At 52.7% G+C, this 15,059-nt stretch carries 14 protein-coding genes and 1 other RNA gene; 12 read left to right on the plus strand and 3 right to left on the minus strand.

Going from position 1 to position 15,059, the window contains the following annotated elements:
• Positions 1–11 precede the first annotated feature (11 nt).
• Entirely contained in the window at positions 12–1,046 is a 1,035-nt protein-coding gene (pyrC, locus tag AACH41_RS01870) for a dihydroorotase (protein ID WP_338656356.1), read from the plus strand.
• On the opposite strand, the gene ung is transcribed toward pyrC, so the two are convergent.
• Positions 1,043–1,735, minus strand: a complete 693-nt coding sequence (gene ung, locus AACH41_RS01875; RefSeq protein WP_338656357.1) for a uracil-DNA glycosylase — start codon at positions 1,733–1,735, stop codon at positions 1,043–1,045. The genes pyrC and ung overlap by 4 nt on opposite strands.
• Before the next feature lie 61 nt (positions 1,736–1,796).
• On the opposite strand from ung, the gene rnpB reads away from it, so the two are divergent.
• The 4 genes from rnpB (at position 1,797) to AACH41_RS01895 (ending at position 5,331) form a co-directional block, all read left to right on the plus strand.
• An RNA gene (gene rnpB / locus AACH41_RS01880) (RNase P RNA component class A) lies at positions 1,797–2,139 on the plus strand.
• A gap of 376 nt (positions 2,140–2,515) precedes the next feature.
• Entirely contained in the window at positions 2,516–4,126 is a 1,611-nt protein-coding gene (locus tag AACH41_RS01885) for a diguanylate cyclase (protein ID WP_338656359.1), read from the plus strand.
• 105 nt (positions 4,127–4,231) lie between these two features.
• Entirely contained in the window at positions 4,232–4,750 is a 519-nt protein-coding gene (locus AACH41_RS01890; protein WP_338656360.1) for a hypothetical protein, read from the plus strand.
• Positions 4,705–5,331 carry a hypothetical protein gene (locus AACH41_RS01895; RefSeq protein ID WP_338656361.1) on the plus strand — a complete coding sequence of 209 codons (627 nt, stop codon included), beginning with the start codon at positions 4,705–4,707 and terminating at the stop codon, positions 5,329–5,331. The genes AACH41_RS01890 and AACH41_RS01895 overlap by 46 nt, the downstream gene beginning before the upstream one ends.
• Positions 5,332–5,400: 69 nt before the next feature.
• Here AACH41_RS01895 and AACH41_RS01900 read toward each other — a convergent pair whose 3' ends face one another.
• The gene (locus tag AACH41_RS01900) at positions 5,401–6,594 is read right to left on the minus strand and encodes an outer membrane protein transport protein (protein WP_338656363.1); all 1,194 of its coding nucleotides are present in this window, start codon (positions 6,592–6,594) and stop codon (positions 5,401–5,403) included.
• Between the two features lie 323 nt (positions 6,595–6,917).
• A complete protein-coding gene (locus AACH41_RS01905; protein ID WP_338656364.1) occupies positions 6,918–7,301 on the minus strand; it encodes a glutaredoxin family protein in 384 nt (127 codons plus the stop codon).
• A 331-nt stretch (positions 7,302–7,632) separates the two neighbouring features.
• On the opposite strand from AACH41_RS01905, the gene mraZ reads away from it, so the two are divergent.
• From mraZ to mraY, 7 genes are read left to right on the plus strand one after another with little or no spacing between them, the layout of a single operon-like run.
• Complete coding sequence (gene mraZ / locus AACH41_RS01910; RefSeq protein ID WP_275356553.1) at positions 7,633–8,079, plus strand: division/cell wall cluster transcriptional repressor MraZ; 447 nt, start codon at positions 7,633–7,635, stop codon at positions 8,077–8,079.
• On the plus strand, positions 8,076–9,065 hold the full coding sequence (gene rsmH / locus AACH41_RS01915; protein WP_338656367.1) for a 16S rRNA (cytosine(1402)-N(4))-methyltransferase RsmH: 990 nt from the start codon (positions 8,076–8,078) through the stop codon (positions 9,063–9,065). The genes mraZ and rsmH overlap by 4 nt, the downstream gene beginning before the upstream one ends.
• 36 nt (positions 9,066–9,101) lie before the next feature.
• Positions 9,102–9,380: a cell division protein FtsL gene (gene ftsL / locus AACH41_RS01920; RefSeq protein WP_313988604.1), complete on the plus strand. Its 279-nt coding sequence runs from the start codon at positions 9,102–9,104 to the stop codon at positions 9,378–9,380.
• Between the two features lie 25 nt (positions 9,381–9,405).
• Positions 9,406–11,133 (plus strand): penicillin-binding protein 2, encoded by a 1,728-nt coding sequence (locus AACH41_RS01925; protein ID WP_194749186.1) that lies wholly within the window; start codon positions 9,406–9,408, stop codon positions 11,131–11,133.
• Positions 11,130–12,560: a UDP-N-acetylmuramoyl-L-alanyl-D-glutamate--2,6-diaminopimelate ligase gene (locus AACH41_RS01930; protein ID WP_275356555.1), complete on the plus strand. Its 1,431-nt coding sequence runs from the start codon at positions 11,130–11,132 to the stop codon at positions 12,558–12,560. Before AACH41_RS01925 ends, AACH41_RS01930 begins: the two co-directional genes overlap by 4 nt.
• Positions 12,557–13,921: a UDP-N-acetylmuramoyl-tripeptide--D-alanyl-D-alanine ligase gene (gene murF / locus AACH41_RS01935; RefSeq protein WP_338656368.1), complete on the plus strand. Its 1,365-nt coding sequence runs from the start codon at positions 12,557–12,559 to the stop codon at positions 13,919–13,921. Before AACH41_RS01930 ends, murF begins: the two co-directional genes overlap by 4 nt.
• Positions 13,922–13,929: 8 nt before the next feature.
• Positions 13,930–15,033: a phospho-N-acetylmuramoyl-pentapeptide-transferase gene (mraY, locus tag AACH41_RS01940; protein WP_194749189.1), complete on the plus strand. Its 1,104-nt coding sequence runs from the start codon at positions 13,930–13,932 to the stop codon at positions 15,031–15,033.
• The last annotated feature ends 26 nt before the right edge of the window (positions 15,034–15,059 follow it).

Consider the following 15,059-nt stretch of genomic DNA (forward strand, 5'->3'; position numbering starts at 1 on the left):
GGTATGAATGCATGACAACCAAAATTACCCTCACCCGTCCCGATGACTGGCATTTGCATCTCAGAGATGGCGAAGGCTTGAAAGCCGTATTGCCCGATACGGCTAAACAGTTTGCACGCGCCATCGTGATGCCTAACTTGCGGCCACCTGTGACCACCGCCGAGGCCGCGCTGGCTTACTATCAGCGCATTAAACAAGCCTTGCCAGCCGGCATGGTGTTCGAGCCCTTGATGACGCTTTACCTCACAGATAATACGCCTGCCAGTGAAATTGCTGCGGCACGTCAATCTGGGGTGGTGCATGCGGTCAAACTGTATCCGGCGGGCGCTACGACCAACAGCGACTCAGGCGTGACCAGCCTGCAAAAATGTGCAGCCGCATTGGCCGAGATGGAAAAGCAGGGCATGCCCTTGCTGATACACGGTGAAGTCACCGATGGCGATGTCGATGTGTTTGACCGTGAAAAAGTATTTATCGAGCGCCATTTGCAACCGCTGCTCAAGGATTTTCCTGGCCTTAAAGTGGTGTTTGAGCATATCACCACGCAAGACGCCGCCGAGTTTGTGGCGGCCGGGCCAGCCAATCTGGCCGCCACCATCACCGCCCATCATTTGCTGATGAACCGCAACGCCATGTTTACTGGTGGTATCCGTCCGCATCATTACTGCCTGCCGGTGCTTAAGCGAGAAACGCATCGCGCCGCACTGGTCAAAGCCGCGACCTCCGGTTCGCCCAAATTCTTTTTGGGGACAGACAGCGCACCACATCCAAAATCTGCCAAAGAAGCTAGCTGTGGCTGCGCAGGCATGTATACCGCGCATGCGGCGATTGAGCTATACGCCGAAGCCTTTGAAGAAGCAGGCGCGCTGGATAAGCTCGAAGGTTTTGCCAGCTTTTATGGCCCGGATTTTTACCATCTGCCACGCAATACCACCCAGGTGACCTTGCACAAACAAAGCTGGCTGGTGCCTGAGAGTATTCCTTTTGCGGATGATGCGCTGGTGCCCTTGCGCGCCGGGCAGACTGTGGCGTGGAAGCTGGTTTAAAGTTGCCAGTTGATCGGCGCTTGGCCCTGTGCAGCCAGATAGGCATTGATTTTGGAAAACTGGTGATTGCCAAAAAAACCACGGTGCGCCGAGAGTGGTGAAGGGTGCACCGATTTTAAAACCAGATGTTTATTGGGGTCTATCATGGCCCCTTTCTTTTGTGCGTAGCTGCCCCACAGCACAAACACCAGGCCTGTCCGCTGTGCATTCAATGCAGCAATCGCCGCATCAGTAAACTGCTCCCAGCCACGGTTCTGGTGCGAACCGGCATTGGCCATTTGCACCGTCAGGGTGGCATTCAGTAACAGCACCCCTTGATCCGCCCAAGGTGTCAGGTCGCCACTCCCACTCATGCGCACCCCAAGATCGGCTTCAATCTCTTTAAAAATATTCATGAGTGAAGGAGGCTGTGCGATTCCTGCAGGCACGGAGAAGCTTAGGCCATGGGCTTGCCCCGGCCCATGGTAAGGGTCCTGGCCGATAATCACCACGCGTACTTTATCGAAGGGCGTGTGATTAAAGGCATTAAAAATCAGGGGGCCTGGCGGGAAAATGGTTTTACCGGCCGCTTTTTCCTGTTGCAAAAAAGCCTTGAGCGAGTGCATATAAGGCTGATCGAATTCTGCACCAAGCACGGCTTGCCAGGTCGGGTCTAGTTGGCCGGGTTTTTCTGTTGAGGTCATGAGCATTCAAGTCCAGGATAATTCCGCACATTATAGGGTGTTCGTTCAGGCATGGTAAAATAGCACTGAAGCCAACCAGACAGTCGCCGCCTGTGCAAACAGGGGGAGGAAAGTCCGGGCTGCACAGAGCGGGATGACGGCTAACGGCCGTACGCTGAAAGCTGGCAACAGTATAAGGCGAGGAATAGGGCCACAGAGACGAGTAAGCCTCTTTAGTGAGGTGGATGTGAAACGCGGTAACCTCCATCTGCAGCAATATCAAATAGGCTGGCATTTTACGCAAGTAATAAGGCGTGGCTCGCGCTGCCAGCGGGTAGATAGCTTGAGCGTGTGAGTAATTGCACGCCTAGAGGAATGACTGTCAGCTACGCAAGTAGTTACAGAACCCGGCTTACCGGTTGGCTTTACTTTTTATTTCGCGATCACTTTCCAAGTGGTCGCTTCCTTGGCCTTAGATCAGGCCGCCTCACCCATCTATTCCTCAATGAGTCATGTGCTGTGGGCTGTTAAAGCATGCTGGGCCTCGACGGGGCTCTTCCTGACGCAGATGAAGACGCTTAAATCAACAATATAGTAGAGTCTCTACAACGGCTTGATATTCCTTTTAGTTCTACGGGAAGGTATTCGCGGGCTGTCACAGTTGCGGTGATTGATTTTCGATCAGTCTGGCGTTTTGAAAAGACGTGTTAAGGGCAGTCTGGCAGGTAGCCTTTGAAGCTGTGCGTTCGCGAGACTTTCTTGTATAGTTTGCGTATTAATCAATAAAAACGGTGATGGATGATGGGGATGTTGAGTAGCTTGGGCAGGGGGATCATAGCGATCATCATCGCTGTGCTGTCCATTGGCTTGGTGCAGGCCTCTCCTCAATCGATAGAGGGTGTCTGGTCGCTAGTCCATGCCTATAAAGGCGGGCAAGGTCCCCAGCAGTTTCTCTCTGATCCACTGCGTCAAAAGTACGCGCCTGTTGCGACGGTGAGTCCGAGAGGCGGGCATTATCTTTATATTGCTTCGTTTGAAATCAAGACAAACAACACGTATGTGGTTGATTTCAAAAATACCAGTACCATAGAGTATTTCCAGCATCAGGTGTATGACGAGCAAGGGCATGAGGTGGCGAAGCTGGAAGGGGGGATTGGCCGTCGAATTGAGAATCCCTTTTTCTTGAGGCATGGCCGCAGTGTCAATCTGGCACCAGGCAAATATGTTTTGGCCACGCAACTGATTTCTACCAATTATTTGGCGATTCCCGAGCCTTATTTAGATGATGAGGCCAGCTACATGCATGCCATCAAGCGTGGAAATGCGCTGACGCTGTTTGGCTTGGGGGTCTTTTGGGGGTTGGGCATCTACTATACGGTACTGGCGACCAGCCGTAATCGTAAAGTGGAAGCCATGTATGCCATTTTTATTGCGGGTAATTTTCTTTTTAACAGTGCCGCCCTGCTTGTCCTTTCCGACCTGTTTAATCTTCACTCCATCTATTGGGCTTCGATGCCAATACTGTTTTCCAGTATTGCGTACATCCTGTTTGTGATGCATTTGCTGGAAATCAACCCGTATCAACACAAGCGACTCTATGCGGCGGGGCGGGTGATTTTGGTGGTGATGGTCTTGTTTTTGTTGTTGGCCATTGCTTTCCCCAATTGGGCATTGGAGTTTTGCCGCTATGAAGTTGGGCTGTTTTTATGCTATGGGCTGGCTACGGCCATCAGGCAAAGCCAGCGTAAAAATGCCACTGCCAAACGCTATTTAATCGCGATTAGCCTGTTTTTTGTGTCGGGCATTATTACGATCAGCCTCAGCAAAATGCATCAACAGTTTGATTTGTATATCGAACATCTGGGCTTGGTGAGTGTGGCCATTGAGGTGGTATTGCTGGCATTGGTGCTTTCTTTTCAATTTGCCCAATTGCATAAAGAAAAAGAAGAGGCATTAGAGGCGCTGGGAATGACGGAGAAAGTAGCCAATTCGGATGCTTTAACCAGCCTGCCTAATCGCTATGCGTTTGTAAAAGCGCTGGATCGGCTACCCATGCAGAGTAGCCTGACCTTTATTGATCTGGATGGACTTAAGTTTTATAACGACCATTACGGGCATGCACGTGGAGATGAGTTGCTTATCTGCTTTGCAAAAAAATATCAGCATTATTTAGGCAGTACGCTCATCTTATATCGACTGGGTGGGGACGAGTTTGCCGTATTAAGCCACAAAGGTGAGGTGGTCGTTGTAGAGCGGGCGCTGCAAGAGGCGGTTGAAAATATGCGCCGTGAGGGGTTTGAGTTTTCCGGAGCCAGCGCAGGGTCCGCCTATTATTATGAGGTTGATAATATCTCTGAGTTTATGCGTTTGGCGGATATGCGCATGTACGAAAATAAGCGCGTGCGCAAAATACAATAACAAAGCAAGAGCCGTAACACGGCAAGATCAGTTGCGCTAAGGATGCCATGTTCATCAGTGCGCAGCATTAGGGCAACACATTGTTAGTCAATCAAGGGGGAATTTATGTTTGCAGCTGCAACAACACGGTCTGCGCTGGTGATGACCATTTTGGCGATGATACTCATCCCATTGATCTCATCCTGGTTTGCTTATCCATCTACGCATCTTCCGCCTGGCTTCGGTATTTTTCCGCCGCAGTTTGTTGAAGACCCGCCTGGCTTTAATTTGATCGTGTTTGTTGTCATTGCTCTGCTCGAAGCCGCGGTCGCGATTTTTTTAATCTTCCCGCAATGGTTTGGCTTTAAGCCGGTCACACCTTCTCCGCAGCCTGTCCAGAGCGCCCTGCCTTGTTGGTTTTGGGCCGGGATGGTGGTCACGCTGTTTTTCTGGTGGTTGATGTGGGCGCGTACGACTCCGTTTGGTGATCTGGTGTATTACGCGTTCACCCCCATGTGGTGGGGATTTATCTTTGTGCTCGATGGCCTGACATTTCGCTATGCGGCTGGTATTTCTTCGAGTATTTTGATTATTTTGCCTTGGGTAACTGGTACTACCCCAATACAGATGATATTCCTGCATTAAGCCATGCCAAGATCGTATGGATTTTTCTGTTTGCGTATACCACTGTGTGGCCAGCGATTTTTGAGTGGTATACCTTGCTGAATGCGTTTCCAAAATTTGTCGCACGCTATGCACAAGGTCCTGCGCTATCGCTGCCAGCCAAGCCGATGTTATACCTGAGCTTTGTCTTGTTGGCTGCCGTACCGTTCTGGCCATATCCATTATTTTGGGCCATGTGGATTGCGCCTTTAATCGGCATTAGCGCCATATTGATGATATGTGGCATCTGGACGCCATTTACCGATGTCGCAAAAGGCAATTGGAGTCCAGTGCTATTAATGGCGCTGAGTGCCATCATTAACGGTTTGTTCTGGGAGGTGTGGAACTATGGTAGCGCGCATCCCGTATTGCCGGTCACCAACCCTAATTATTGGGTATACGATATCCCTTACGTGAATGTGATACATATTTATGTCGAAATGCCGCTGCTGGGCTTTGCCGGGTATTTGCCGTTTGGGGTGCTCGCCTGGGTCATATTTCTCTGGGCGGGCAAGGTATTTGGATTTAATACTGACATTCTCAAGAGCGGTCAGGGACATTAAGGGCTGGCGCCATTGTCCAGTGAGAGTCATCTGGCAGGTTAAGCTGAACTCAGCTTAACCTGTGTCTGTTTACCACTGTTTGCTCAGCATCATGTGCAGGAAAAAACCGCCGTTATTCGCTTCGGTATTTTGTCCGAACACATTGCTATTGTAAGTCACGTCTTTGGGCAGCAGCCATTCGATACCACTAGTGATTTTCCAGTTGGCATCAAGCTTGCGAGCCATGCCCAGCGTGATGTGTTGTTCTAGGGTCGCCGCCAACAGCGCGCTGGAATTTTGCCTGGGGACCGGATTTTTACCATAGTTGTAACCTGCATATAGCGTCGTTTTGTCGTCGTAGCGATAGGCCGCGCCCAGGGCGTAGACCAGTTGATCATGCCAGTTCTGCGGGTTGACCGTTCTCAGTTGACTCGCTGCTGATGGATTGTCAGGATCTTGCCAGGTGGTGGTGACATCTTTAATGGCATCGCTCCATTGTATCCAGTTGATTTTGGCGGAGAGCAGCCAACGGTCATCCGGTTTGAATGCGGCACCTATCGCTACCTCGCGCGGCAGAGCAAACCCCTTAATGCTCAAGTCACGATAACGGACCACCCCAGATGCGCCATTATTCACCAATGATGTCCCGCCAGTCAGTGGCAATTCTGTTTTTTCGGTGTAGCTAAAGCCCAGTGTCCATTGCTCATCCAGTCGATATTGCACGCCTACCTTAAACCCTGGGCGTATCGTATCTGCACCTTTGTTTTTAAACCCTGAAAATACGTTCGGGACAGAAGTGTTGTAAAAAAAACCTTGCTTGATGCTGGCGTAATTGATGCTCAGTACGGCGCCGACGGATAAACGGTCATTCACCTGGCAAGCCATGCCCGGCGTGATTTTGGCGATACCAAACAAAGAGTACATTTCATCATTGGTGCCAAACGGCGTGTTGATATGCTTAAACACCGCCCCGGCCCCGCCTTGGGTAAAAAAGCCGATGCCCGCAGTACAGGGTAGATCCTCCAGCGCTTGTGCATATCCGCCACCAGCCAATAAGGTGTAACGATTATCTGCGTGTTGGTCATTGCGCGCGTCAACCTGTTCGAGATGGGTGGTGCGCAGCACTGAGCCATAAGCGTCGAACTGCTTGCTTTTGATTTGCACCAGCCCGGCCGGATTGGTATTCAGTGCGCTGGTATCCTGTGCCACAGCGGTATCCGCTCCGCCCATCAGGGTGGATTCAGCGCCGTAACCAATGAGCAGAATGCCATTGGTTGCCCGCACTGGCAGGCTCAGTGCCATTAAAAGGAGTGGGAGTAAACGGATTGTGCGGAATATCATCGGTGGCATGACTGAGGTCTAATTTTGGCTAGGGTCTAATTGATAAGTTAACTTTTTAACTATGTATTCGGACCCGCCAGTTATACCGCTTTTAAAACGTATTTGATTGGGCGATTAAACAGGGATGCATGGGCCAATTTTGCAAAAGCATATCTTTTTTAAGGAAGTTTTCCTATATTTTTATAGCGGTAATCATTGTTGAGTGGTCTGTTTGAGAGGGCCTTAGGCTAAATAAACGCAGGTCAGGCATTTTTAATGGTTTAGCGTCAGTCGTATTCTTTGGTTAGAGCAGCTGGTTTGTGTTCCCGTTGCCAAGCATCTAATAGGGCTTCCATTCTCTGCTGGTGGTAGCCGCGCACCACCTCTCCTGCCACTAATAAGACGGGGACGCCGTTTGCCGCCAGCCGCTGGTATTGGCTGCGCGCTTCTTCTGAGGTTTCGATATTCATTTCCTTATAGGGAATGCCTTTCGTTGCCAGCAGTGCGCGCGTTTTTTCGCAATAGGGGCACCAGTCGGTGGCGTAGAGCGCCACTTGCCCATGGCTAAAATCTGGTGGCGGGTTCAGGTAAAACCACCAGGTATGCCATTGCATGGCCAGCAAAATCGCTGTCCCTAAAATCAGGAAGTTTAAGCGTGGGGAAAGTTTCATTAAAAAAGTGTATTAGGGATGATGGGCGTGTTTGCCTAGACCTGTTTTTTGCCTAAAAAATCACCAGAAAATACTGTTTTTTAATTATTCAATAATTTCAATGAGATAGCTATCCTTATTAAACAACTTTATGTATTAATTGCGCCAATGCGTTGATTTGAATTGCTTTGTTAAAATGCTCTAAGTCATTGTCTTTAAAAGAGATTTTTTCACCCAAAGTGCTTGCCAAGCACTTTTTTTTTATCTATAGTGTGCAAAAGGGTGATTTTGTGTTGAATTGTGGGAAATTATTCCTTTTTTCAACAAGAAATAGGGTTAAGGATCAAAATTGATGTTTCGCGGGGCGGTACAGTTGAGTTTGGATGCGAAGGGGCGGCTAAGTGTGCCGGCCAAGCATCGTGACGCCCTGACGGCCGGTGGGCAGGGGGAGGTTGTGCTGACCGCGCATCCGCACCGTTGCCTGATTTTGTATCCCAAAGCAGCTTGGGAGCCGATTGAGACCAAGCTGACCAGTTTGTCCAGTTTTAATCCTCAAACCAGTGGTATTCAGCGCATGATCGTCGGTCAGGCAGATGTGATGCATCTGGATTCTGCGGGCCGCTTGCTGGTGAATGCTGTACTGCGCAAATTTGCCAAGCTCGACAAGGAGGTGATGATGGTCGGGCAGGGTAGTCATTTTGAATTGTGGGATCTGGCCGCATGGGATCAGCAGCTGGAAAGCCTGATGGCGGCGGATCAATTACAGATTCCACAAGAACTCGAAGGATTCTCGCTATGACGCGGGGCGCGAAGTCAGCGCCCGCGTCCTTGACGGAAACGTCAGTGTCACCAGCCGCCGCCAGTCATATCACCGTGTTGTTGCATGAGGCGGTGGACGCCTTGAATGTGCGGGCGGATGGCGTGTATGTGGACGGGACGTTTGGCCGTGGCGGACATAGTCGCCGCATTCTTTCCCAACTGGGTAGTGAAGGCCGTTTGATCGCACTGGACCGTGATCTGGCGGCTGTTGCGCATGGGCAGGCGATTGCCGATGCGCGTTTTAGCATGGTGCATGCGCATTTTTCCTCCATGGCGGAGGTGCTTGAGTCATTGGGTGTGCAGGCAGTGGATGGCATTTTGCTTGATCTGGGGATTTCGTCGCCACAGATTGATGAGGGTGAGCGTGGTTTCAGTTTCCGTTTTGACGGGCCGCTGGACATGCGGATGGATCAAAGCCGCGGCAAGACTGCGGCACAGTGGCTGGCTGAAATGCCAGAAAAACAATTGGTGGAGGTGATTAAAGATTATGGTGAAGAACGGTTTGCTAAGCAGGTTGCAAGGGCGCTTGTTAAAGAGCGCGAAGATGGGCATGCCATCACCACTACAGGACAACTTGCCAAGATCGTGGCAGGCGCCATCCCCAAGAATGAGCCGGGCCAGAACCCTGCAACGCGCACATTTCAGGCTTTACGGATTTTCGTCAATCAAGAGCTTGAGGAACTCTCGCTAGTGTTGCCGGATTGCTTACGTTTGTTGCGCCCGCAAGGCCGTCTGGCGGTGATCAGCTTCCATTCGCTGGAAGATCGCATCGTCAAACGCTTTATTCAGTCGGAAGCAGATCGCGACAACCTGCCCGCAGGCTTGCCTATACGCGCCAAGGACTTGCCACAACCGCGCATGATGCCCGTGGGCAAGGCGATCAAGCCAAGCAAGGCTGAAGTGGCAGCAAATGTACGTTCACGCAGCGCGGTTTTGCGCGTGGCTGAACGCACCACGGTGCAGTAGTTAAATGATGCCATCGTTTGAACAAGGCTTAGACCAGTGATCCGGCTCAATTTGATTTTGTTTGCATTGACGATTGCGATGGCGCTGGGTGTGGTCACGGCCCAATACAAGGCGCGCAAACTGTATTTTGAGCTGGACCGGCAAGAAATGCTGACCAAACAGTACATGACCGAGTATGACCAGTTGCAAATTGAGCAGAGCACCTGGGCCATGCATTCGCGCCTGGAAGATTTTGCGACCACCCGCTTGCATATGCATAGCCCGAGCATGCAGCAAACGCAGGTCATTCTGCTGGATGCGCCAGCGGCGCCCTGAGTCCGCGTGACGAGGATCAACAGTCATGTTGCTTAAGGAAAGCCAACACAAGCTGGTCAAGCTGCCGGCCTGGCGCAGAAGAACGCTGCTGGTCTTGCTGCTATTGAGTTTTGTCCTGTTGCTGGGGCGCGGGTTTTACCTGCAAACCTTGCACAAGGATTACCTGATTAAAAAGGGTGAGGCGTTTTCGCGGCGCAAAGTGGTGTTGATGCCACATCGCGGCAAGATTTATGACCGTAACTTCAAGCCATTGGCGATCAGCTTGCCAGTGGAGTCGGTATGGGCTAACCCGACCGACGTACAGTTTACCGCGGCGCAGCTTAAGCAAATGGCGAAATTGCTGGAGATGCCGCCCAAAGAGCTGCAACAGAAGTTGCAGAAAAAGAAAAAAGAATTTGTGTATATCAAACGGAGAGTGGCGCCCGATGTGGCAAAACAGGTGATGGCGATGAAAGTGCCCGGCGTATTCAGTCAAAAAGAATACAAACGCTTCTACCCAGCGGCAGAAGTGGCGGCGCATATCGTCGGTTTCACGGGCGTGGATGACACCGGCGTAGAGGGCATGGAGCTCTATCGCAACAATGTTCTGTCTGGTACACCCGGCAAGCGTGACTTTGTGCGTGACCGCAAGGGCCATGTTGTCGAGGATCTGGTCGCGGTCAAACTGCCGCATGATGGTCAGGATCTGGTACTCAGCATAGACCGCACCGTGCAATATGTGGTGCACCGCGAGTTGTCGCGTGCGGTTGAGAAACACAAAGCCAAGGCGGCCGCAGCGGTGGTGCTGGATGCTAAAACCGGCGAGGTGCTGGCCTTGGTCAATATCCCGACCTATAACCCGAACAATCCGGTCAATGTCGCCAGCAAGCTGCGCAACTCGGCCATCGTCAATATTTTTGAACCGGGCTCGACCATGAAGCCGGTCACTGCGGCGGCAGCCATGGAGTTTGGTCCTTACCAGCCCGATACCAAAATCCAGACTGCCCCCGGCTTTTTGCGTATTGGGACCGCCACCATTCACGATGCCCACCCGAATCAGGTATTGACGGTGTCACAGGTGATCCAGAAGTCCTCCAACGTTGGTTCGGCCAAAATGGCGCTCGATTTAAACCGCGAGCAATTGTGGAACACCTATGTGCAACTCGGCTTTGGCTCACCTACCAAAATCGGGTTCCCGGGTGAGGCCTCTGGCAAGGTGCGTGATTACAAGACCTGGCGTCCGATTGAGCAGGCCACCATGTCTTACGGGCACGGTATCAGCGTGACCTTGTTGCAGTTGGCGCGTGCTTATACCGTGTTTGCCAACGAGGGCGAATTGCTGCCGGTGACACTGAATAAACTTTCCGAGCCACCTGTTGGGCGTCAGGTGTTTTCAGCCAAAGTGGCCAATTCGGTCAAGGACATGCTGGAACTGGTCGTGCAGCCTGGTGGCACCGCGATCAAGGCGCAAGTCACCGGTTACCGCGTGGCGGGTAAAACCGGCACGGCGCACAAACTCGGTGACCATGGCTATGAGCACGACAAATATGTGGGTTCGTTTGTTGGCATGGTGCCCGCCTCTAATCCGCGCCTGATTATGGCGGTGATGATAGACGAACCGAGCAATGGCGAATACTACGGTGGTAGTGTGGCGGCGCCGGTGTTTAGCGCGGTGATGAATGATGTGTTGCGCATGCTGGTGATCCCGCAAGACGGCAATGCGCTGCCTGTGACGCCGCCTGCAGATGCGGCTGAAGTCAAGGAGGCGATGTGAGTAAATACATTATTCCTGCGCCCGTCCATGGCATCACGGCAGATAGCCGCAAGGTGGAAAAGCATGGCTTGTTCCTCGCTTATCCTGGTCAGCACAGCGATGGCCGCGATTACATCGCCGATGCCATTGCCAAAGGTGTGAATACTGTGATCTGGGATAGTGAGGGCTTTGACTGGAACCCTGACTGGCAAGTCCACAATATTGCCATTCCCGAGCTGAAATATCAGGTGGGCCATATCGCCAGCCAGTTTTACAAAAATCCATCCGAGCAGTTGTGGTGTGTGGGTGTCACCGGTACTAACGGCAAAACCACGGTCACGCATTGGCTGGCGCAGGCTTACCGCTTTTTGCAGCGGCAGTCAGCTGTGATTGGCACACTGGGTAATGGCGTGCTCGAAGACTTGCAGCCTACGCAAAACACTACCCCGGGCCCGGTAGAGTTGCAAAACATGCTGGCCAACTTTGTGTTGGATCAGGTGCAGATGGTGGCGATGGAAGTGTCTTCGCATGGCCTGGATCAGGGGCGTGTGAATGGGGTGGCCTTTGATGTGGCTGTATTCACTAACCTGACGCGTGATCATCTGGATTACCACCTGACCATGGAGGCTTATCAGGCTGCAAAACGCAAATTGTTTGACTGGCAGACCCTGTCAGCCGCGGTCATCAATCTGGATGATGCCTTTGGTGCCAGCTTGATTGCCGAACTGCGCAAGCAGGGTAAAACCGTGCTCAGTTATGGTTTGCAACCAGAAGCAGATATATGTGCCACGGCCGTGACCATGCATGCAACCGGTTTTGAAATCAAGGTGCGTACACCGCATGGCATTGGCGAAGTGCAATTGCACGCGCTGGGCCAATTCAATGTGTATAACGCATTGGCGGTACTGGGCAGCCTGCTGGCCAACCAGGTAGCCTTGCCTGCCGCCTTGCAGGCGGTGTCGGGGCTGGTGCCGGTGGCTGGCCGCATGCAGATGTTTGGTGGTGGCGACCTGCCGCTGGTGGTGGTGGATTATGCCCATACGCCAGACGCGCTGGAGAAAGCCCTGCATACCTTGCGCATGCAAACCCGCGGCAAGCTGACTTGTGTATTTGGCTGTGGCGGTGACCGTGACAGTGGTAAGCGCAGTGAAATGGGGCGCATTGCTGATGAATTGGCCGATCTGGTGTTGATGACCAATGACAATCCGCGCAGTGAGAATCCCTACGCCATTATTGCGGCGATTGCCGAGGGTATGCGCCGTGAAGCCGCGGTCGAGACTGACCGTGCCAAGGCGATTGCATTGGCGGTTAGCCAGGCGGGCAAAGGCGACGTGGTGTTGGTGGCTGGCAAGGGGCATGAGGATTATCAGGAAATCCAGGGCATCCGCTATCCGTTCAGTGATGCGGAGTGGGTACAAAGCGCATTGAAGAAAAAGGTGAACGCATGATTGCGCTGAAAACCATCGCCGAGGTATTGCAAAGCACTTTGCTGGGCAACGACGTCACAGTGACTTCGGTAGATACCGACAGTCGCCGCGTACTGCCCGGGCAATTGTTTGTGGCCTTGCCGGGTGAGAAATTTGACGGCCATGACTTTTTGCCGCAGGTGGCTGCGCAAGGCGCGGTGGCTGCGCTGATCAGCAAGCCCGTAGAGACCGATTTGCCTGCCGTGCTGGTGAAAGATACGCGCCTGGCGTTAGGTCAATTGGCTAGCTGGTGGCGCCAGCAATTGGCATTGCCATTGATTGCGGTCACCGGCAGTAACGGCAAAACCACCAGCAAAGAAATGATTGCCACGATTATGCAAGTGCATGTCGGCGGCACCGATCTGGTGTTGGCCACCGCCGGTAACTTTAATAACGATATCGGCATGCCGCTGACCCTGTTGCGTTTGCGCGCAACGCACCGGTGCGCCGTGATCGAGATGGGCATGAATCATCTCGGTGAGATTGATTACCTGACGCGTCTGGCGCGGCCAAATGTGGCGGTCATCAATAATGCGGGCACTGCGCACATTGGTGAACTGGGGTCGCGGGAAAACATTGCCAAGGCCAAGGGTGAAATTTTTGCCGGATTGGCTGCGGACGGGGTCGCCGTGATCAATGCCGATAGCGACTTTGCCGATTACTGGCGCGGCTTGAATCCTGCGCGCCGGGTGTTGAGCTTTGGCATGCAGCAGGCGGCCGATGTGCAGGGTGAAATGCTGGCTGGTGACAGTCAGTTCAAGCTTAGCTTTCAAGATGAGTCTGTCGAGGTCACGCTGGCCGTGCCAGGTGCTCACAACGTGATGAACGCACTTGCCGCTGCTGCGAGCTGTCTGGCCGCGGGTGTCAGTCTGACCGAAGTGGCGCAAGGCTTGGCCCGGTTTGCAGGCGTCAAGGGCCGTTTGCAACAAAAAACCGCGGCCTGTGGTGCGCGCCTGATTGATGACACTTATAACGCGAATCCGGATTCGATGAAGGCGGCGCTCGATGTGCTCAGCAGCCTGGGCGCGAATAGCGTGTTTGTGATGGGCGACATGGGCGAACTCGGCGCGGATGCTGAGGCCATGCACGCACAGATTGGCCGCTATGCCAAAGACCGGGGCATACGTCAGTTTTATGCACTGGGCACCCTGACTAAAGCCGCTGCGCAGGCGTTTGGGCCGCAGGCACAACATTTTGAGTCATTGCCCAGCCTGGTCGAGGCCTTAAATCAGGCGGTGACTGCGCAAGACATCGTATTGGTCAAAGGGTCACGCTTCATGCAAATGGAGCGCGTGGTACAGGCGTTGGTTGAGGCGCAAGCCACTGAACAGGTGGGGAAATAGGGAAGAGTATGTTACTAGAACTAACAAAATGGCTGGCTTCGGATGTGCATGGGTTTCATGTATTCAACTACATCACCTTCAGGGCCGTGCTGGCGACACTGACGGCCTTGGCGATTTCATTCCTGGTCGGCCCGGCCATGATACGCAAGCTGACCGAATACAAAGTCGGTCAGGCGGTGCGTGATGATGGTCCACAAACCCATCTGGTAAAAGCCGGCACCCCGACCATGGGCGGCGCATTGATTCTGGTCGCCATCGCCGTGTCTACCTTGCTCTGGGGCAATTTGCATAACCGCTTTATCTGGGTGGTGTTGATCACTACCTTGGGTTTTGGTGCGGTTGGCTGGGTCGATGACTACCGTAAAGTGGTCTTTAAAAATCCCAAGGGCCTGTCTGCCAAAGAAAAATATTTCTGGCAAAGCCTGATCGGTTTTGGCGTGGCAGGCTTTCTGTACGCGACCTCCAGCACCCCTGTAGAAACCACACTGATTGTGCCTTTCTTCAAGCACCTGGTGTTTCCGCTGAGTGCCACCGGTTTTATTGTGCTGACCTACCTGGTGATTGTCGGTAGCAGCAATGCCGTCAACCTGACCGACGGTCTCGATGGTCTGGCGACCTTGCCTACTGTGATGGTGGGTAGTGCGCTGGCGATTTTCTCGTATGTTGCCGGGCATGCCGTGTTTTCAAAATACCTGGGGATTCCATATGTGGCTGGCGCCAGCGAGTTGATGGTGTTCTGCGCGGCAATGGCTGGTGCGGGCTTGGGCTTTTTGTGGTTTAACGCTTATCCGGCTGAAGTGTTCATGGGCGATGTCGGCGCATTGGCGCTGGGCGCGGCCCTGGGCGTGGTCGCCGTGATTGTACGTCAGGAAATCGTGCTGTTCATCATGGGCGGCGTGTTCGTGATTGAGACTTTCTCGGTGGCCGCGCAAGTGCTGTATTTCAAATACACCAAAAAAATGACTGGGACCGGCAAACGCATCTTTTTGATGGCGCCTTTGCATCACCACTACGAACAAAAGGGCTGGAAAGAGACACAGGTCGTCGTGCGTTTCTGGATCATTACCATGATGCTGGTGCTGGTGGGATTATCCACCCTGAAATTGAGATAAGACGAAAACGTCATTGTCAGGCAAAC

Origin of the sequence: Methylophilus sp. DW102, from assembly GCF_037076555.1 — a bacterium.
Lineage (GTDB): Bacteria > Pseudomonadota > Gammaproteobacteria > Burkholderiales > Methylophilaceae > Methylophilus > Methylophilus glucosoxydans.

Excerpts from the sequence above, each read along its gene's own strand:
- ung (WP_338656357.1), bottom strand. The coding sequence starts at position 1,735 with ATGCTCATGACCTCAACAGAAAAACCCGGCCAACTAGACCCGACCTGG.
- murF (WP_338656368.1), top strand. The coding sequence starts at position 12,557 with ATGATTGCGCTGAAAACCATCGCCGAGGTATTGCAAAGCACTTTGCTG.
- AACH41_RS01885 (WP_338656359.1), top strand. The coding sequence starts at position 2,516 with ATGTTGAGTAGCTTGGGCAGGGGGATCATAGCGATCATCATCGCTGTG.
- mraZ (WP_275356553.1), top strand. The coding sequence starts at position 7,633 with ATGTTTCGCGGGGCGGTACAGTTGAGTTTGGATGCGAAGGGGCGGCTA.
- mraY (WP_194749189.1), top strand. The coding sequence starts at position 13,930 with ATGTTACTAGAACTAACAAAATGGCTGGCTTCGGATGTGCATGGGTTT.
- pyrC (WP_338656356.1), top strand. The coding sequence starts at position 12 with ATGACAACCAAAATTACCCTCACCCGTCCCGATGACTGGCATTTGCAT.
- AACH41_RS01905 (WP_338656364.1), bottom strand. The coding sequence starts at position 7,301 with ATGAAACTTTCCCCACGCTTAAACTTCCTGATTTTAGGGACAGCGATT.
- rsmH (WP_338656367.1), top strand. The coding sequence starts at position 8,076 with ATGACGCGGGGCGCGAAGTCAGCGCCCGCGTCCTTGACGGAAACGTCA.
- AACH41_RS01925 (WP_194749186.1), top strand. The coding sequence starts at position 9,406 with ATGTTGCTTAAGGAAAGCCAACACAAGCTGGTCAAGCTGCCGGCCTGG.
- AACH41_RS01890 (WP_338656360.1), top strand. The coding sequence starts at position 4,232 with ATGTTTGCAGCTGCAACAACACGGTCTGCGCTGGTGATGACCATTTTG.